The sequence below is a fragment of the uncultured Algibacter sp. genome (assembly GCF_905480415.1).
In the GTDB taxonomy this organism is placed as follows: Bacteria; Bacteroidota; Bacteroidia; order Flavobacteriales; family Flavobacteriaceae; genus Algibacter_B.
Map to the genome: position 1 here is coordinate 1 of NZ_CAJQQI010000110.1, position 19,585 is coordinate 19,585.

16 protein-coding genes and 1 pseudogene are annotated in these 19,585 nt (G+C 33.4%); 13 read left to right on the forward strand and 4 right to left on the reverse strand.

What is annotated here, in order from left to right; all coding sequences use genetic code 11:
- The 3 genes and pseudogenes from QZ260_RS07760 to azu form a co-directional block, all read left to right on the forward strand.
- Positions 1–891: pseudogene (locus QZ260_RS07760) on the forward strand (ketol-acid reductoisomerase); the annotation flags it as partial.
- A 236-nt stretch (positions 892–1,127) separates the two neighbouring features.
- Positions 1,128–2,720 carry an NADP-dependent glyceraldehyde-3-phosphate dehydrogenase gene (locus tag QZ260_RS07765; RefSeq protein WP_295984737.1) on the forward strand — a complete coding sequence of 531 codons (1,593 nt, stop codon included), beginning with the start codon at positions 1,128–1,130 and terminating at the stop codon, positions 2,718–2,720.
- A 188-nt stretch (positions 2,721–2,908) separates the two neighbouring features.
- Complete coding sequence (gene azu, locus QZ260_RS07770; protein ID WP_295984739.1) at positions 2,909–3,415, forward strand: azurin; 507 nt, start codon at positions 2,909–2,911, stop codon at positions 3,413–3,415.
- Positions 3,416–3,427: 12 nt separating this feature from the next.
- Here azu and QZ260_RS07775 read toward each other — a convergent pair whose 3' ends face one another.
- The 4 genes from QZ260_RS07775 to QZ260_RS07790 are packed head-to-tail and all read right to left on the reverse strand — an operon-like array spanning position 3,428 to position 8,051.
- Positions 3,428–4,876 carry a Gfo/Idh/MocA family oxidoreductase gene (locus QZ260_RS07775; RefSeq protein WP_295984742.1) on the reverse strand — a complete coding sequence of 483 codons (1,449 nt, stop codon included), beginning with the start codon at positions 4,874–4,876 and terminating at the stop codon, positions 3,428–3,430.
- Positions 4,877–4,896: 20 nt separating this feature from the next.
- Complete coding sequence (locus tag QZ260_RS07780; protein WP_295984745.1) at positions 4,897–5,682, reverse strand: DUF1080 domain-containing protein; 786 nt, start codon at positions 5,680–5,682, stop codon at positions 4,897–4,899.
- A gap of 15 nt (positions 5,683–5,697) precedes the next feature.
- Complete coding sequence (locus QZ260_RS07785) at positions 5,698–6,315, reverse strand: gluconate 2-dehydrogenase subunit 3 family protein (RefSeq protein WP_295984748.1); 618 nt, start codon at positions 6,313–6,315, stop codon at positions 5,698–5,700.
- A gap of 11 nt (positions 6,316–6,326) precedes the next feature.
- Positions 6,327–8,051: a GMC family oxidoreductase gene (locus QZ260_RS07790; protein WP_295984751.1), complete on the reverse strand. Its 1,725-nt coding sequence runs from the start codon at positions 8,049–8,051 to the stop codon at positions 6,327–6,329.
- 110 nt (positions 8,052–8,161) lie between these two features.
- Here QZ260_RS07790 and QZ260_RS07795 point away from each other — a divergent pair, with 110 nt between their 5' ends.
- From QZ260_RS07795 to QZ260_RS07840, 10 genes are all read left to right on the forward strand, one after another.
- A complete protein-coding gene (locus QZ260_RS07795; RefSeq protein WP_295984755.1) occupies positions 8,162–9,181 on the forward strand; it encodes a helix-turn-helix transcriptional regulator in 1,020 nt (339 codons plus the stop codon).
- A 124-nt stretch (positions 9,182–9,305) separates the two neighbouring features.
- Positions 9,306–10,292: a sugar phosphate isomerase/epimerase family protein gene (locus tag QZ260_RS07800; protein WP_295984758.1), complete on the forward strand. Its 987-nt coding sequence runs from the start codon at positions 9,306–9,308 to the stop codon at positions 10,290–10,292.
- A 34-nt stretch (positions 10,293–10,326) separates the two neighbouring features.
- On the forward strand, positions 10,327–11,556 hold the full coding sequence (locus QZ260_RS07805) for a nucleoside permease (protein WP_295984760.1): 1,230 nt from the start codon (positions 10,327–10,329) through the stop codon (positions 11,554–11,556).
- An 8-nt stretch (positions 11,557–11,564) separates the two neighbouring features.
- Entirely contained in the window at positions 11,565–12,710 is a 1,146-nt protein-coding gene (locus tag QZ260_RS07810) for a Gfo/Idh/MocA family oxidoreductase (RefSeq protein WP_295984762.1), read from the forward strand.
- Positions 12,710–13,762, forward strand: coding sequence for a sugar phosphate isomerase/epimerase (locus QZ260_RS07815; protein WP_295984764.1), 1,053 nt, complete (start codon positions 12,710–12,712; stop codon positions 13,760–13,762). Before QZ260_RS07810 ends, QZ260_RS07815 begins: the two co-directional genes overlap by 1 nt.
- A gap of 14 nt (positions 13,763–13,776) precedes the next feature.
- Positions 13,777–14,508: a DUF1080 domain-containing protein gene (locus tag QZ260_RS07820; protein WP_295984767.1), complete on the forward strand. Its 732-nt coding sequence runs from the start codon at positions 13,777–13,779 to the stop codon at positions 14,506–14,508.
- A gap of 278 nt (positions 14,509–14,786) precedes the next feature.
- A complete protein-coding gene (gene gndA / locus QZ260_RS07825) occupies positions 14,787–16,679 on the forward strand; it encodes an NADP-dependent phosphogluconate dehydrogenase (RefSeq protein ID WP_295984769.1) in 1,893 nt (630 codons plus the stop codon).
- Positions 16,676–18,019, forward strand: coding sequence for a gluconate:H+ symporter (locus QZ260_RS07830; RefSeq protein WP_295984771.1), 1,344 nt, complete (start codon positions 16,676–16,678; stop codon positions 18,017–18,019). The genes gndA and QZ260_RS07830 overlap by 4 nt, the downstream gene beginning before the upstream one ends.
- Positions 18,020–18,620: 601 nt before the next feature.
- Positions 18,621–19,238, forward strand: coding sequence for a GNAT family N-acetyltransferase (locus QZ260_RS07835; RefSeq protein WP_295984773.1), 618 nt, complete (start codon positions 18,621–18,623; stop codon positions 19,236–19,238).
- Positions 19,235–19,585, forward strand: a 351-nt coding sequence (locus QZ260_RS07840) for an argininosuccinate synthase domain-containing protein (protein WP_295984776.1), incomplete at its 3' end; no start/stop codon positions are given. The genes QZ260_RS07835 and QZ260_RS07840, both read left to right, overlap by 4 nt.

The window sequence follows — 19,585 nt, forward strand, 5'->3', positions numbered from 1 at the left end:
GTAGCTACGGGAGGAGATAAAGCAGGTGTTTTAGCATCGTCTTTTATTGCTGAGGTTAAGTCTGATTTAATGGGAGAGCAAACCATTCTTTGTGGATTGTTGCAAACAGGTTCTATTCTTTGTTTTGATAAAATGATTGAAGAAGGTGTTGATGCAGGTTATGCTTCAAAATTAATTCAGTATGGTTGGGAAACTGTTACAGAAGGTTTAAAATATGGTGGGGTAACTAACATGATGGATCGTTTGTCTAACAAAGCAAAAATTAAAGCTTTTGAAATATCAGAAGAGTTAAAAGATATCATGCGTCCATTATTTCAAAAGCATATGGATGATATTATTGAAGGTCGTTTCTCTGCAGGGATGATGTCGGATTGGGCTAACGATGATAAAGATTTATTAGGATGGAGAGCTGCAACCGCAGAAACTGCCTTTGAAAAAACACCAGCTGGAGATATAGAAATCTCTGAGCAAGAATATTATGACAATGGTGTGTTAATGATAGCTATGGTAAGAGCAGGAGTTGAATTAGCTTTTGAAGCTATGACAGACTCAGGGATTATCGATGCTTCTGCATATTACGAATCATTGCATGAAACGCCACTTATTGCTAACACCATTGCAAGAAAGAAATTATATGAAATGAATAGTGTGATTTCTGATACAGCTGAGTACGGATGTTATTTATTCGATCATGCTTGTAAGCCATTATTAAAAGATTTCATGAAAAAGATTAAAACAGATGTTATAGGAAAGCCTTTTGCTAAAGACAATGGTGATGGTGTAGATAATGCAAAACTTATTGAAGTAAATGCAGCTTTAAGAAATCATCCAGTTGAAAAAGTAGGTGAGTTTTTAAGATCATCTATGACGGCTATGAAGCCAATAGTATAGAGATGTACTAAACTAAAATATATATTTATAAAACCTGTCAGATGTTATCATTTTGACAGGTTTTTTCATTATTACAACGCCATTTTTAGTATAATTTTATATGTTTTATTTTTTGATACTACTGAAACACGCGAAAACGTTTTAGTTGAAAAACAGGTAGTTAATTAAGATATAGAAGTGATTTTAGATTTATTTTTAGTTATTTTGAGTAAAAAGAAAAAAGCAAAATTAAAGTTATGAAACATCCCTTCACAGAAATTCCGGAAGCTTATAAAATTAAATCTCTTTTACACCAAAACACGTACCTCGTAAATGGTGAGTTGCGACATTGGGAAGGTGAAACTGCTAAAGTGTATTCAACAATTTCATCTACTTCGAAATATGAGCAAACACTATTAGGGACTATTCCTCAATTAGGAGAAAAGGAGGCTCTAGAAGTTCTTGATTCTGCAATTTCGGCTTACGATAAAGGTAAAGGGTTATGGCCAACAATGAAAGTTGGTGACAGGATTGCTTGCATGGAAACGTTTGTTGAACAAATGAAAACAAAGCGAGAAGAAGTTGTAAACTTATTGATGTGGGAAATTGGAAAAAACTTACCAGATTCTGAGAAAGAATTTGATAGGACAGTTGATTACATTTATGATACTATTGAAGCTTATAAGCAAATAGATAGAGACTCGGCTAAATTTGAAAAAAACTCTGGAGTTTATGCGCACATTCGCCGCGGGCCTTTGGGAGTCGTTTTATGTTTAGGCCCTTATAATTACCCCTTAAATGAAACGTTTACGCTATTAATTCCAGCGTTAATTATGGGAAACCCTGTGATATTTAAACCAGCAAAGCTTGGAGTATTATTAATATCTCCTTTATTAGAAGCTTTTCAAAGTAGTTTCCCAGAGGGTGTAGTAAATATTGTTTATGGTCGTGGTCGTGTTTTAGCAACACCAATCATGAAGTCTGGTAAGATTGATGTTTTGGCTTTAATTGGTCATAGTAAATCTGCAAACGCTTTACAATCTCAACATCCAAAAGGAAATAGACTACGAATGGTGTTAGGTTTAGAGGCTAAAAATCCAGCTATTGTTTTACCTGATGCTGATTTAGATTTGGCTGTGGATGAATGTATAGCAGGAACGTTATCTTTTAACGGCCAACGTTGTACAGCACTTAAAGTTTTATATGTACATGAATCAATTGTGGAAGAATTTAATCGAAGATTTGCTTTTAAAGTAGATCAGCTTAAGTTTGGAAATCCTTGGGAAGAAGGTGCGAAATTAACACCACTTCCAGAAGAAGATAAGCCGTCTTATATTCAAGAATTGATTGATGATGCTACAGAAAAAGGGGCCAAAGTTTTGAATAAAAAAGGAGGAGAAACTACAGATAATTTTATTTTCCCTTCAGTTTTATACCCAGTAACTAAGGATATGCGCGTATTTCAAGAAGAACAATTTGGTCCAGTAGTTCCTGTTGTTGCATTCTCTGATATAGAAGCACCATTAGATGATATGGCAGAATCTAATTATGGACAACAAGTAAGTTTGTTTGGCAAAAATATACATACATTATCCCCCTTAATTGATACTTTGGTAAACCTAGTTTGTCGTGTAAATTTAAATAGTTCTTGTCAACGCGGACCAGATGTTTACCCATTCACAGGAAGAAAAGATTCTGCATTTGGAACGTTAAGTGTTCACGATGCTCTACGTTCATTTTCCATAAGAACTTTTGTAGCATCAAAAGATAATGAGTATAACAATGCTATTTTGGAAGAGTTGTTAGAAAAGAAAACTTCAAATTTCATTAGTACCGATTATATTTTATGATAAAAACTATAACTAAGTATTAGTTGCTTTTTAGATTATTGAAGTAAGATTATTTATTAAGTATAATATTTTTCACTGAAAAAAATTTTACTTTTTTTTGATTTTATACATTTATATTTGTTTTAATAAAATCTTCAGAAGTCTGAAGGTTTTACTTAAAGACTAACGTTTTAATTAAAATAAAAAAAATGAAGATATTTAAGGTTGTATTAGTATTGATTTTTTCTGGCTTAGTCATAGGTTGTGGTGGTAAGAAAGAAAAAAAGAAAGAAGGGTTTTCCTATGAGAATAAAACGACTACTTCAGAAAAAGTAGAAAGCAGACCTAATGACGTTGTTATAACATCTAATGATGCTATGCAATTTAATAAGAAGGAGATTACGGTAAAAGCTGGAGAGTCAGTAAAAATCACATTAAAGCATATTGGTAAAATGGATAAGAATGTGATGGGGCATAATTTTGTTTTATTAAAACAAGGTGTTAGCCTAGTCGATTTTGCAAATAAAGCTGCTGCTTTTGCTTCTAATCAATATATACCTAAAGCCTCAGAGGATGTTATTACATATACCAAAATTATTGGTGGTGGTGAAACTGCTGTTATTGAATTTGATTCGCCAGCTGTTGGAGAATATGAATTTTTATGTAGTTTCCCTGGACATTCTGGAATGATGAAAGGAAAATTTATTGTTGAATAATAAGCTATTAAATCAATCCAATTTCCAGCCTTCTCTATATATTCTTTTTACGAATTGATTGGCAGGTTCGAAATTGGTTATGTTCATATTATTACCATCCCAAAGAAGTTTTTTGCGACCAGGATAAATAAATCGATCATTAATTTTTTCTCTTAGATTGTAACTTCTAATAGCTAAATTACCCATTAAAATAGATTCAGTAAGAGGCCCAGCATAATCAAATGATGAGGTTAATTCTTTATGTTTATTGCTTTCATAACCATCTTTGCAGGCATCTACCCATTTAGCTTGATGCCCATTTTCTGGTAAGCTGTTTTCGTCTTCATTCTCGTGGTAGTTTGGTAGTAGAATTTCGCCAGAATTAAGATATATTTTAGGATTTCTTCCGTAAGTTCCGCAGGTCATAATACCTTTTTCTCCCATCATTATAACACCATTTGCACTATTCTCATCACCTAAAGAATGATCAGCTGGAATTAAGTCAGGATGAAAAGGTCGCAATCCACCATCAGTCCAATTCAATTTAACTGTAGAAGGATTTTTTTCTGTTGCTTCAAATTTTAATTGGGTTCTAGATGATGGAGGACATGATTCTGGATAGTAATCAGGTGTCCAATCTTGAGTAAATATTGACCCTACACTACTTTCAACCTCAGTAGGGTATTTTAAGCCTAAGACCCTGTATGGGGGATCCATTAAATGGCAGCCCATATCTCCAAGCGCTCCAGTGCCAAAATTCCACCAGCCTCTCCATTTAAATGGATGATATAATGGATTGTAATCTACCCATTCTGCTGGTCCAACCCATGAGTCCCAATCTAAATTGTTTAGCAAAGCTGGTTTTTCTGTTGGTGTTTTTATGCCTTGAGGCCACACGGGTCTGTTTGTCCAAACCTCTACCTTATTAACTTCCCCAATAGTTCCACTATTATACCATTCGATCATGGTTTGAACACCTTTTCCTGATGCACCTTGATTTCCCATTTGGGTTACTATTTTGTATTTTTTTGCAGCTTCGGTAAGTATCCTGGCTTCGTAAATATTATGTGTTAGTGGCTTTTGTACATAAACGTGTTTTCCTAATTGCATAGCTGCATGAGTTATAACTGCATGCGTATGATCTGGAGTTGATACAGTTATAGCATCAATATCCGTCATTTCTTCTAACATTTTTCTGTAATCTTTAAAGCGTTTTGCTTTAGGGAAAAAATCAAATGCTTTAGAAGCTTGATTCCAATCAACATCGCAAATAGCTGAAATGTTTGATTGACCATTATTCCAAACATTAATCATATCTGAATAGCCTTTACCTCCAGCTCCAACAATAGCAATATTTAATTTATCACTAGGAGGAATAAATCCTTTCCCCATAACATGCCTTGGAATGATAGAGATTCCGATTGATGTTAATGCCGTTTTTTTAATAAAGGAGCGTCTACTATTTGAAGGATTACTACTCATTTTAAAAAGGTGTTAAAAAGTTATAACTCTAATATATCAATATTTTTAAATTCTATAGGGTGGCTTTCGCTTTGTAATGAAATATAACCGCTAGTAAGAGATTGTCCATCTTTAGCTTGAGTTTCTTTGGAGGTTGACTCTAAAAACTCACCACCAATAGTTGGTCTGGAATATGAAATAACATTTTTACCATTAATAAAATGTGTTATAGAATCATTATTTACTAGAACCTCTGCGGTTATCCATTCTTCACCATAATAGGTTTTACAATCAGCACTAACACAATGTTCTGTAATTAACTTCTCATCTATTAAGACATGGGTTGCTGGTGTACAAAGATTTCCTGACGGGCGAGGTTCGTTTTCATTTACACCTCCGAGAAGTTGAAATTCTAATGAAAGCGGGAAACCTTGATTAACTAACATGCTTTCTGGAGATTGCGAATGCAGCATAATACCACTATTTTTTGCAGCCCAACTTGCTCCGCCTTTCACTTGTGTACCTGTAAACCTATATTGTAATCTTAATTTGTAATTTGAAAAAGGTTTTTTGTAAAAGATATGTCCAAACTCATTCGTGAAGTTTTCATAATTATCATATGACACCTTCATGACGCCATTTTCTACTCTAAAAGTATTGTTATAATTATTATTGAGTTCAAAACCATTTATTTTAACTGTCCAATCTGTTAAGTCTTTCCCATTAAAAAGTTTTACCCAATTTTCAGATTTTTTATCTTCTTTTTCACAATTAAAAAAGAAGATAAATGTTATACTGAATAGAAAAAATTTAAAAGCTAAACGCATTATATTATCAAAATTTTATATAACCAAAGTATTTCCAAGAGACCAAGATTTTCCTCCTGTTATTTCTTGTAAATCACCACAATAGTATTGAGCTGGAACTGGGTCGTACACCAATACATTCTCGCCAATTTGTTCAGTTGTTAAATAAGCCTTTATCGTTATAAATTTTAAGGTATTTAAAAACTCTGATTTTGTGAGTTCTAATGCCTCTGGATTCGCCTCACGTTCTTCATCAATTTCATCTTTAATGAGCATATGGTCGTCTAGTAAAGCTTTGTAATCTTCTTCTTTTACTGAATCCATGCGGTCTTCGGTATTCGGTTTGAGTATCGATATCATGTTTTCAAAAGCAGTATTCATTTGTGTTTGCCCGTCATCATCTAAAACGATATTAATATACTTATCAATAAATTGAGGTACATTAAGTTCTGTCGCAGAAGGTAGGTTTTCAGTTTTTGGTAAAATAACATCAACTAATTTCGTTAAAGCTTCACTTTGTTCTATAGTTAAAAAATCTGGTGTCCAAGTTTTAATGTCGCTAGTACAACTTTGCAATAAACTAATAACGGCAGGTGTTACAACAAAAAAACCTGTTGCAAGTCCTAAATTTTTTAATGCATCTCTTCTTTTCATTTTAAAATATTTTAGGCGTTATTTTTTTTAAGTTGTTCTGCGGCATGGTTAGCAGCTCTTGCAGTAAAAGCCATATACCCGAGGGAGGGGTTGTGGCAAGCGGCCGATGTCATGAATGATCCATCAGTTACATATACATTGGTACAAGCATGAATTTGATTATTTTCATTTAAAACAGACGTTTTAGGGTCTCTACCCATTCGTGCCGTTCCCATTTCATGAATCCCTAATCCCATAGCTCTCCCTTCCTCTTTATCGTAACCTTCTACGTCTTTAAACCCAGCAGCAGTAAGCATTTTAACAGCTTGTTCTTGCATGTCTTTACGCATAGCTAATTCGTTTTCTCCAAAATCTGCATCAAAGGTTACTGTAGGTAACCCCCATTCGTCTAGCTTATCATAATCTAGGTACATTCTGTTTTTATGATCAGGTAATGTTTCACCAAATGCAAGAAGGTTAACATTCCATTCTCCAGGTTTTAAAATAGCTTCTTTTAATTCTGGTCCATATTTTAATTCGGCAACCAATTCTGAGATGCTCGATCTTGTTGCGCCTCCTTGATAACCATAACCTCTTTTGAATTTTTTGGTATCCGTATTTCCTCCAAGATTTCTAAATCTAGGAATATATAATCCATTAGGTCTGCGCCCTTTATTTATTTTATCTTCAAAACCATCTGCTTTTGCTCTAGCACCAACATGAAAATGATGGTCCATAATATTGTGACCTAATTCACCACTATCGTTACCTAAGCCATTTGGAAAACGTTCAGATTTTGATTGTAATAAAATTGAAGCAGAAGCAACTGTAGAAGCACATAAGAAGATAACTTTGGCTTTATACACGAAAATTTCTTTAGTTTCAGCATCAATTACTCTAACTCCTATGGCTTTTTTTGTAGTGTCATCATATATTACTTCATGTACTATAGAGTTTGGTCTTAAACTCATATTTCCAGTAGCTTCAGCAGCTGGAAGAGTGGAAGAATTACTGCTAAAGTAAGCTCCAAATGGGCAGCCTCTCATGCATCTATTTCTATACTGACAAGTGCTTCTTCCCATTCCAGGCTTAGTACCTTCTGTAATATGAGCTGTTCTGCCAATAGTTAATAATCTGCCGTCTTCAAATTTTTCAGAAATTTTAGATTTCAAATGTTTTTCAACACAATTTAGGTTCATTGGCTTTAAAAGCTTTTGGTCAGGGAGTACTTCTAATCCTAAGTTTTCACCACTAACCCCAATAAACTCTTCAACTTTATCATACCATGGCTCAATGTCCTTATAGCGCACAGGCCAGTCTATAGCGATACCTTCTTTTTTGTTAGCTTCAAAGTCTATATCACTTAAACGGTAACTTTGTCTTCCCCACATTAATGAACGACCCCCTACGTGATATCCTCTAATCCAATCAAAACGTTTTTTTTCGTTATAAGGATGCTTTAAATCGTCAACAAAAAAATGTTTTCGAGACTCTCTTGTTACATAACCAGTTCTATGCTGTTTATGCATTCGCTCTTTAGTTTCTCTTGTGGCTACATCTCCATTTGGAAAATCCCAAGGATCTAAATGAGCAGTAGGGTAGTCTTCTATATGTTTAACCATTCTTCCACGTTCAAGAACCAGAGTTTTTAACCCATTTTCACAAAGTTCTTTTGCAGCCCAGCCACCAGATATTCCGGTGCCAACTACAATAGCATCATATTCTTCTTTAAGTGGATTAGTGCAAGCTGTATACATTTTTAGTTTATTTATTTAGTTTTTAAAAAGTAATAAAAAAAAAGCAATGGTTAATTGCATTTCATGCCAAATTAATTAAATTGCGGATTAACTATGTTCAAATTATTTCAGTGAAGATAAATATACAAAAAATAAAACCTTTCAAAGCGGATGGAATTGTTTATCACGCTGACACGTGTTTACCATTAATTGATGCTGTTGAAAGAAAAAAAGTAAAGTTTAAAGCATTAGCTAGGTATACGTATCCTGGTGACCGTTTGAATGATAATACAATAGGGTTAAATAGTATTGGGTATTGGGATGCTAATGAGCCGCAAGATTGGGGTTTAGATTGGCATCGTAATGAAGGTATAGAAATTCATTTTTTGGAATCTGGTTCTATGCCTTATTCTCAGGAAAAAAAAGAAATCGAATTACGACCTAATGACCTGACTATAACTAGGCCATGGGAAGCGCATAAGGTAGGTAATCCGAATATTGGGGTTGGTAAATTTTATTGGGTAATTTTAGATTTAGGAGTGCGTAGGCCCCATCAAAATTGGGTTTGGCCAGAGTGGATAATTTTAGCTCCTGAAGATTTGCTTCGATTAACAACTATTTTAAGACAAAATGAAGATGTGCGCTTACGTTCGGATAAACGTGTGAGAGATTGTTTTCAAAGGATTGGCCGTGCGGTTGATACTGATAAGAATTGTAGTAATTCTTCGAGGATTAGGCTGCTGGTTAATTATTTGTTAATTCTGCTTTTAGATCTTTTAGATTCTGAAAATATTGAGTTGAATGAAGATCTTACAGATAGTTCAAGAAGTGTTAAATTATTTTTAAATGAGCTTGAAAAAAACCTGCCGGAAATGTGGACTATTGAAAAAATGGCGGAATCTGCAGGTGTTGGTTTAACGAGGTTTACGCATCATTGTAAGCAGCTAACGAATTTAACGCCAATGCGTTATTTGATGATGAAACGTTTAGAGTTGTCTAAAAAAATACTACTAGAAGATACTGATTTGAATGTGGCAGAAGTTGCTTTTAGTTGTGGTTTTTCAACTAGTCAGTACTTCTCAACAGTTTTTAAAAAACATGAAAAATGCACGCCAATTGAGTATCGTTTAAAAATGTTAGATAAGATTTAGTTGTTTCTAAATAATTCTACTTTTTGTTAATTTTAATATATGTTTAAATTCTTTCACTGAATAAATATAAACATTGATACGCGATTGTTTATTTATTTTCACACATCTTATCTTAATCCTAAATATGAAAAACGCTAGACTAAAAATTAATACATCACTAATTGTTGTTATCCTTCTTGTGATGAGTTTTATTGGATGTGCTAATAAAAAAAGTAAACAAGAAAATTTAGAAGTTAATTCAGAAACTATATCTGAACAAGAGCCGTTTTTTAAATTATCATTGGCGCAATGGTCATTGCATAATTTTGTGCAAATAGAAAAAGGCGATCCTTTTCAATTTGCATCAATGGCCAAAGAAATGGGCTTTGAAGGCTTAGAATATGTAAGTCAACTTTATGATGATGAAATTGAATTATTGGGTATGGATAAGGTGATTGATTCATTAAAAACAATGAGCCAATTAAGCAATATTCAGAATGTTTTAATCATGGTTGATCATGAGGGAGATTTAGCTGATCCAGATGAAACAAAACGAAATGAGGCCGTTGAAAATCATAAAAAATGGGTAGACGCTGCAGAAAAGTTAGGTTGTCATTCTATTAGAGTAAATACGTTTGGCACTAATAATCCTGAGGTTTGGAAAGTAACCGTGGTTGACGGTCTTAAAAAATTATCGGAATACGCTGCCACAAAGAATATAAATATATTGTGTGAAAATCATGGTTGGTTATCTTCCGATGCTCCCAAATTAATGGAGGCTATTAATTTAGTAAACATGCCGAATTGTGGTACACTCCCAGATTTTGGTAATTGGTGTGTAATAAGAGATCAGGGAGAACGTTGGGGTGAATGTCTTGAGGTTTACCCCGATAAATATGAAGGTATTGAAATGTTGCTTCCTGCAGCAAAAGCAGTTAGCGCAAAGTCTTATGACTTTGATGAAAATGGTAACGAAACTACTTTGGATTATTCTAGAATTTTACAATTGGTTAAAAACTCCAGTTACACAAATTTTATTGGTGTTGAATATGAAGGCACAAGGTTATCAGAAAGAGAAGGTATATTGGCTACAAAAAAGCTGTTATTGAAATCTGAAGCATCCTTGAAATAATTTCAAATAAACAATTAAACTAATAATTCATATTATGAATAAAAAAATCCAATTTCAGCTATCTTTTATGATGTTCCTAGAATTTTTTATTTGGGGCGGTTGGTTTGTAACACTTGGCTCCTTTTTAGGAAATAATTTAGGCGCAACTGGAGCAGAAGCAGGAATGGCTTATTCTACCCAATCGTGGGGAGCAATTATAGCGCCTTTTATTATTGGATTAATTGCAGATCGGTTTTTTAATGCAGAAAAAATTCTTGGCGTTTTGCATCTCATAGGTGCTTTTTTAATGTACAAAATGTCTCAATCAACTGAGTTTGCAACGTTTTACCCTTATGTATTAGGCTATATGATTGCATATATGCCAACACTAGCTTTAGTGAATTCAGTATCATTTAATCAAATGGATGATCCTGCAAAGCAATTTCCTTTAGTTAGAGTTTTTGGGACTATAGGATGGATACTTGCTGGGTTACTTATAAGCTTTGCTTTTAAATGGGATTCTATAGCAAATATTGGACAAGGTATGTTATCGAATACATTTACTATGGTAGCTGTAGCATCAGCAGTTTTGGGTGTGTTTAGTTTTACATTACCAAAAACACCACCAAGTGCAGCCAAGGGTGAAAAAGTGACTATTAGAGATATTCTCGGATTAGATGCCTTAAAGTTACTAAAGGATAGAAATTTTTTGGTGTTCTTTTTGTCATCTGTTTTAATCTGTATTCCATTAGCTTTTTATTATCAAAACATCAGTCCATTTTTAACTGAATATAAAGTTGAAAATTCAACAGCCTGGGCATCTTTAGGTCAAATATCCGAAGTAGGTTTTATGTTGTTATTACCGTTCTTCTTTAAGAAATATGGTTTTAAAAAGACAATATTATTTGGCATGTTAGCTTGGGGAATTCGTTATGCTTTGTTCGCTTACGGAAATACTGGCGATTTATTCTTCATGCTTGTAATAGGGATTGCTTTGCATGGTATTTGTTATGATTTCTTTTTTGTTTCGGGTCAAATTTATACAGATTCTAAAGCTGGTGAAAAAGTAAAAAGTGCAGCACAAGGATTAATTACATTAGCGACCTATGGTATTGGTATGCTAGTTGGATTTTGGGTTGCAGGAAAAATAGTTGATAAAAATATTTTAGCAGATGGTACTCACAGCTGGCAAGATGTTTGGTTATTTCCAGCATTATTTGCACTTGGTGTTTTAGTATTGTTTGCTTTGTTTTTTAAAGAAGAAACTGTTGAATATAAAGCTTAAAATAAATAATGAATTCTAAAATCAGATTAGGAATATTAGGCGGTGGTGGAGACTCATTAATAGGAGTTTTGCATAGAGTGGCATCATCAATGTTTGATCAATTTCAAATTATAGGCGGTGTTTTTAATCCTAATTGGGAAGAAAATATTGGATTTGCTGAAAAAATAGGTATTCCTACAAATCGAATTTATAAAGATTTTGATACACTAATGGAGGAAGAATTAAAGCTTCCAGAAGATAGTCGTATGCAAGTGGTGTCTATTTTAACTCCAAATTTTTTGCATTTCCCTATGGCAAATAAACTTTTGGAAAATGGGTTTCATGTTATTTGTGAAAAACCGATGACTACCACTTACGAAGAAGCTAAAATATTAAACCAAACGCTTAAATTAGCTAAAACCGTATTTGCTGTTACCTACACATATACTGGATACCCAATGGTGCGCCAAATGCGCGAGATGATATTAAATGGGGAACTTGGAAACATTCAAAAAATAGATGCACAATATTATCAAGGATGGATAAATCCAATAATTCATGATAAAGAAAAACGTTCTTCTACATGGCGATTAAATCCTAAAAAATCAGGAATTAGTTGTTGTATTGGCGATATCGGTACGCATGCCTTCGATATGTTAGAATATGTTTCGGGACATAAAATTAAATCTGTATTAGCCGACTTAAATTACTTGTATTCTGATAATAAAATGGATATCGATGGGACTGTTTTATTACGTTGCAATAATAATGTTAAAGGTGTGATTTGCACAAGTCAAATTGCAACAGGTGAAGAAAATAGTTTTATTGTAAAAATTTACGGTGATAAAGCAGGTTTAAAATGGGAACAAGAAAATCCTAATTATTTATATTTAATGGAAGATGGCAAGCCATTGCAAGTTTTAAAACCTGGACATACTTATAATTCAGATTTATCGCTCGATGGAACAAAATTACCTCCAGGACATCCCGAAGGTATTTTCGATTCTATGGGAAACATCTATAAAGGCATAGCAAAGGCCATTAATAATGAGCCATATAATCATGGTGAATTCCCAACTATTATAGATGGGGCAAGAGGTATGAATTTTATTGAAAAAGCCGTTGAATCTCACCAAAAAGGGAATGTTTGGGTAAATATTGAAAATATAGACTAATGAAAACGATAAAAGGACCTGCAATATTTCTAGCTCAATTTATAGATGATAGTGAACCGTTTAATTCCTTAGATGGTATATGTAAATGGGCAAGCGATTTAGGGTATAAAGGGGTTCAAATTCCAACTACCGATTCTAGATTAATAGACCTAGAAAAGGCTGCTGAAAGTCAAACATATTGTGACGAGTTTAAAGGTAAAATAAATGGTTACGGTTTAGAAATAACCGAATTATCTACTCATATTCAAGGTCAGTTAGTCGCTGTACATCCAGCACATGATATCATGTTTGATGCCTTCGCTCCAAAACATTTAAAAGGAAATTATAAAGGAAGAACTGAGTGGGCTATTCAACAAATGAAATATGCTGCATCGGCGAGTAATAGGTTAGGCTTAAAAGCCCATGCTACATTTTCGGGCTCATTACTTTGGCCAATGATGCACCCTTGGCCTCAGCAGCCTAAAGGATTGATAGAACTTGGTTTTAAAGAATTAGCTGACCGTTGGAAACCAATTTTAAACACCTTTCAAGATAACGGTGTTGCAGTTTGTTATGAAGTTCATCCGGTTGAAGATATACATGATGGTGATACGTTTGAACGTTTTTTGGAAGCTACGGGAAATCATAAAGCCGTTAATATGCTTTATGATCCTTCACATTTTGTACTTCAACAATTAGATTATATTAAATATATTGATCATTATCATGAGTTTATAAAATCTTTTCATGTTAAAGATTCAGAGTTTAATCCAACTGGAAAAAAAGGAGTTTTTGGTGGATATAATGATTGGAAAGACCGTGCGGGACGTTATCGTTCTCCGGGAGATGGTCAAGTTGATTTTAAAAAAATATTCTCAAAATTAACAGAATATGGTTGTGATGTTTGGGCCGTTTTAGAATGGGAATGTGTTATTAAAAGCCCAGAACAAGGAGCAAGAGAAGGTGTTGACTTTATAAATAAACACATTATAGAATCTACAAATAAACGCTTTGATGATTTTGCAGCTAGCAATGCCAGCGATGATGAACTAAAAAAAATACTAGGATTGTAACTAAATTAAATAAAATGAAACAACTAACTTTTGGTATATTGTTTATGCTGATGATATCATCATGTAAACAAAATAAAGAACAAGTAACAATAGAACCTGAGGTTATTGAGCAGGTAGAGTCGAGTTCAGAATGGAGTATTCTTTTTGATGGTACTAATTTTGATAACTGGAGAGGTTATTTAACAGATGAGATGTACCCTGAATGGAGTATTGAGGATGGAGCCATGGCATTTAATCCCGGAGAAGAAGGAGGTAAAAATATCATAACAAAAAAGACCTACACTAATTTTATTTTATCATTAGAATGGAAAATATCTGAAGGCGGTAATAGTGGAATATTTTGGAGTATATATGAAGACTCAAAATTTAATGAAGCCTATCAAACAGGGCCAGAAATTCAGGTGTTAGATAATGCGAGACATCCAGATGCTTTGGCAAACCCTAAATTTCATCAGGCTGGTGCTTTGTATGATATGGTTCAGCCAATGCACGATGTTTGTAAACCAGCAGGTGACTGGAATAAATGTGTTTTAAAAGTAGATCATAGTAATAATGAAGGAAGTGTCACATTAAATGGAACAGTAATTGTTGAATTCCCTTTGCATGGCGAAGAATGGGATGCTTTAGTGGCTAATTCTAAATTTAAAGATTGGGAAGCTTTTGGAAAACACCAAACAGGGCATATTGGTTTACAAGATCATAGCGATAAAGTTTGGTTTAGGGATATTAAAATTAAAGAATTATAGGATTTTGATAATGTCTATTATATGTTAAATTCCCCCTAACGAATGGATTCATAATTATGAGGTGTTAAGCTAACACTGTAAAAATAGATCAGAGTATCTTACCTCATAATTAATAGCATATTACATTTGCCATCCATTGATAGCAGGTAAAATAAATGCAGCAATATCTTCAAACGGAGCTGATGATTTTATCTTCATCAATATCTAAATAGTTATTAATAAACATGTTAAATAGCCTTGCGTAAATGCGGGTTATATTTAAATGAAATACAAATAAGATGAAAAAACCTGTAATGGTTGTTATGGGAGTTAGCGGCTGTGGTAAGACTACTATAGGTGAAAAATTATCTAAAAAATTAAAGCTTCCTTTTTTTGATGCTGATGATTTTCATCCTAAAGAGAACGTTCATAAAATGAAAAATGGTCTACCACTAAATAATGAAGACCGTTTTCCTTGGTTAAAAATCCTTGCTAATAATATTCAGAAGTGGGGCGAAAATGATGGTGCTATTATTGCTTGTTCTGCGTTAAAAGAAAAATACAGAGAGATCTTAGTTTCAAAAAGTAAAAATATTGTTTGGATTTATTTATCAGGAGATCAAAACTTAATTCGTGCAAGAATTGAACAAAGACAAGGCCATTATATGAATTCGATTCTTTTGGCGTCTCAATTTAAAGATTTGGAAATTCCTGAATATGGAATTCATATAGATATTTCTCAGTCACCAGAAAAAATTATTACTGAGATTCTATTAAACTTAGAACACATTAATAAGTCTTTTTTCGGAGTTATAGGTCTTGGTGTTATGGGCCGCAGTCTAAGTTTAAACATTGCTGAAAAAGGCTATGTTTTATCTGTTTATAATCGGGCTACAGTAGGTGAAGAAAATAGTGTTAAAGATTTTTTATGTACAATCGAGGATAATATGAGAATTAAAGGATTCACAGAGTTATGTGAATTCGTCAATTCTTTAGAGCGACCTAGAAAAATATTAATAATGATAAAAGCAGGAGATGCCATAGATTATGTAATTGAATCATTAATTCCTATGCTTTCAGAAGGAGATATAATTATTGATGGCGGAAACTCACATTATCAGGACACCAAAAAAAGAGCAGATTATTTAGAGAGTAAAGGACTAAATTTTATTGGAGTTGGAGTTTCTGGTGGCGAAGAAGGGGCGAGAAAAGGACCTTCTATTATGCCTGGAGGTAATAAAACCAGTTACCAAATTATAGCACCAGTTTTAGAGTCAATTGCAGCAATAGATGCTGATGGTAAAAAGTGTTGTGCATATATTGGTCCTGAAGGATCAGGTCATTTCGTCAAAATGATTCATAATGGAATAGAGTATGCCGAAATGCAACTGCTTGCTGAAATGTATACCCTACTTTCAGTCTCAAAATCAAATGAAGAAATCAAGGAAATTTTTTTAGAATGGAATTCAGGCGATTTAGCTAGTTATCTGTTAGAAATTACGGCAGATATTATGACAAAAAAGGAAGGGGATCTATATGTTCTTGATTTAATTCTGGATAAAGCGGGAAACAAAGGAACGGGTTCTTGGTCTACAAAAACAGCTTTTGACCTCGGAACGGTAAATACGATGATGTCTTCAGCTGTTTTCGCACGTTATGTGTCGGTTTTTACAGAAACAAGGAAAAACTTAGCCAAAGAAATTAATAATACCATTGGTGTTAAAAGTGAACTCTCAATAAATGATGTTAAAGAAGCATATAGGTGTGCTAGAATTATAAATTACCAGCAAGGGTTTGCGGTAATTAGACAAGCATCCGAATCCTATAATTGGAATCTTTCTTTGTCAGATCTTTCTAGAATATGGACTAACGGATGTATCATAAGATCAGAGTTGATGATAAATTGTATTTCATATTTTAAAGCATATGATGATTTATTTAAACACCTAGAAATTTTTGAAGTATTAAAGCGCGGTGAGAATGCTGTTAAATCAGTTTTAATTTATGGACTCAATAATAGATTACCACTTCCTGTATTCACAGAAGCAAATACCTATTGGGTGTCAATGACTACTGAAAGACTTTCAGCAAATATGATTCAGGCACAAAGAGATTATTTTGGAGCACACACATATCAAAGAATAGATGCTCTAGAAAATCAATTCTTTCACACTAATTGGTACGAATTATGATAGATTTTGCATTATTATCTGCAGTATTATTTGGTATAGTTACATTACTGTTACTTATACTTCGTTTTAAAGTACAGGCTTTTATAGCGTTGCTTATTGCTAGTATTTTTGTTGGCGTATTATCGGGTATGGAACCTTTAGCTATCATTAAAGCGATACAAGAAGGAATGGGTAGTACACTTGGTTTTGTTGCAGTGGTAGTGGGTTTGGGTGCTATGTTTGGTGCTATTTTAGAGCATTCAGGAGGAGCTGAATCTTTAGCAACATTTTTGCTGTCTAAATTTGGAGAAAAACGATCATCTTGGGCGTTAATGTTAACGGGGTTTATTGTTGCAATTCCAGTATTCTTTGATGTAGCCTTTATTATTTTAGTTCCAATGATTTACGCACTTCAAAGAAAAACAGGTAAATCCTTACTGCTCTATGGCATTCCGTTATTGGCTGGATTGGCTATAACACATTCATTTATTCCGCCAACACCGGGGCCGGTAGCAGTTGCGGATATTGTAAAAGCAGATTTAGGTTGGGTCATCTTTTTTGGTTTTCTAACAGGAATTCCCACCGCGATAGTATGTGGACCATTATTTGCAAAATATATAGCAAAAAAAATTCATGTGGATGCTCCAGTATTACAAATCGATTCTGATGCAATAAAAACATTCCCACCAGTTGGAATTATTATAAGTATAATTTCCATTCCCATAGTTTTAATTGTTTTAAATACATTGTTAAATAGTCCGCTTATAGGAGAAGAGTTCATATCTAAAAACATTTTAGAATGGTTAGGGATGATAGGTCATCCGTTTTCAGCCTTAATAATTGCAAATCTTATAGCTTGGTACACATTAGGTTTACGCAGAGGATTCACAAAAGATAAATTATTAGATATTACCACCCAATCTATGGGTCCAGCAGGTATTATAATATTATTAACTGGTGCAGGTGGCGTTTTTAAACAAATGCTTGTAAATACAGGTGCTGGAGAAATGCTTGCCAACTATTTTGCAGATCAAGGAGTTAGCATTCTTCTGTTTTCTTTTATAGCAGCAGCTTTAATTAGAATTCTTCAAGGTTCAGCGACAGTGGCTATGATTACGGCTGCTGGACTTACTTCGCCACTTTTAGTAGAAACGATTTCCGAACCACAAAAGGCATTAATTGTAATAGCCATTGCATCTGGGGCTACAATTATGTCTCATGTTAACGATAGTGGATTTTGGTTAGTTAGTAAGTATTTAGGGCTTTCAGAAAAAGAAACTTTTAAAAGTTGGACGGTGATGACCACTATATTGGCGTTAACAGGTTTTCTAACAGCTTCATTATTGTCATTATTTTTTTAAGATAAAACTAAAATAGAAATTCAATAGGCTTTTGGTAAATATCAAAATGAGCATATAGGTTTACAAGATAATGATGATAAAATTTTGTAAAAAACATAAAAATTGAAGAACTATAAGCTCCGTGATTATTAGCAAATTAAGGAGCTATTTTTAATGGGCTTCTTTTTATTTCATACACTTTCCTAGCTTTTAGTTGCAGAATTCTAAACAAATACATAGCTATAATTTTAAATTCACAATTTTTTTAAAAATGTTAATATCCATTAATTGATATTAGAAATTATTTTTTAGTTTAGCATTATATGAAAAATCTAAAAAATAAAATACGTTGTTCTGTTCTCGGCTTTCCCGTGCGCTTTCGTCGCCGCTTTTAATCTTATCTATTAGCAAAATCAAAACGTAATTTTAATTTTTTTCATAGTGTCCAAATTTAATTCCATAGTATTTCATAAATCAGTTAATCTTTTAATTAACAAGACTATTACGCGCCGCAAATTTTCCCGTCGCCCGAAAGGGTGTATATCAATGTTATTGAATTAGGTGAGTCCAGTTCAGCGTTTAAGAAAAATTAGAATAATTGACATAAAAATATAATAGGGGAATGAATGTTGTCATAGCCGATAAATCACATATTAAATACGCAGAAGCCATTTGCGAAACTATTGCACAATCTGCTCAAGTTAGAGGTACAGGTATTGCGAAGCGTACTCCTGAGTATGTAGCCGCCAAAATGGAAAATGGAAATGCGGTTATTGCTTTAGATGGTGATAAATTTGCAGGGTTTTGTTATATCGAAAAATGGGGTCATGGTAAGTTTGTTGCTAATTCAGGACTTATCGTACACCCAGTTTACAGAGGGAAAGGATTAGCAAAAAAAATAAAACACAAAGTTTTTGAGCACTCTAGGAATAAATTTCCAAATGCTAAAGTTTTTAGCATAACAACAGGGCTACCCGTTATGAAATTAAATAGTGATTTAGGGTATAAACCAGTTACATTTTCTGAATTAACGGATGATCAAACCTTTTGGGATGGTTGTCAAACCTGTCAAAACTACGATGTATTAACTCGAACTAATAGAAAAATGTGTTTGTGTACAGGGATGTTATATGATGCTAAAGCGAAACAAATAGAAGAGAAAACTAAAGTAAAAGAAAAGGTTTTTAAAAGATTGAAGCATATTAAAGAAACCATGTTTTTAAAAAAAGATAAAAAATGAAAAAATTAGTTATAGCATATAGTGGTGGTTTAGATACTTCATATTGCGCAGTAAGTTTGTCAAAAGAATATGATGTTCATGCAGTAAGCGTGAATACTGGAGGCTTTACGAAAGAAGAAATTGAACATATAGAAAGTAACGCCTACAAAATGGGTGTTTCAACTTACGAGAATATTGATGCTGTAGCTACCTTTTACAAAAAAGTAGTGAAGTATTTGATTTTCGGAAATGTGTTAAAAAATAATACATATCCATTATCTGTAAGTGCCGAACGTATTATTCAAGCTATTGAAATAGTTGAGTATGCTAAAAGTATTGATGCTGAATATATTGCACATGGTAGTACA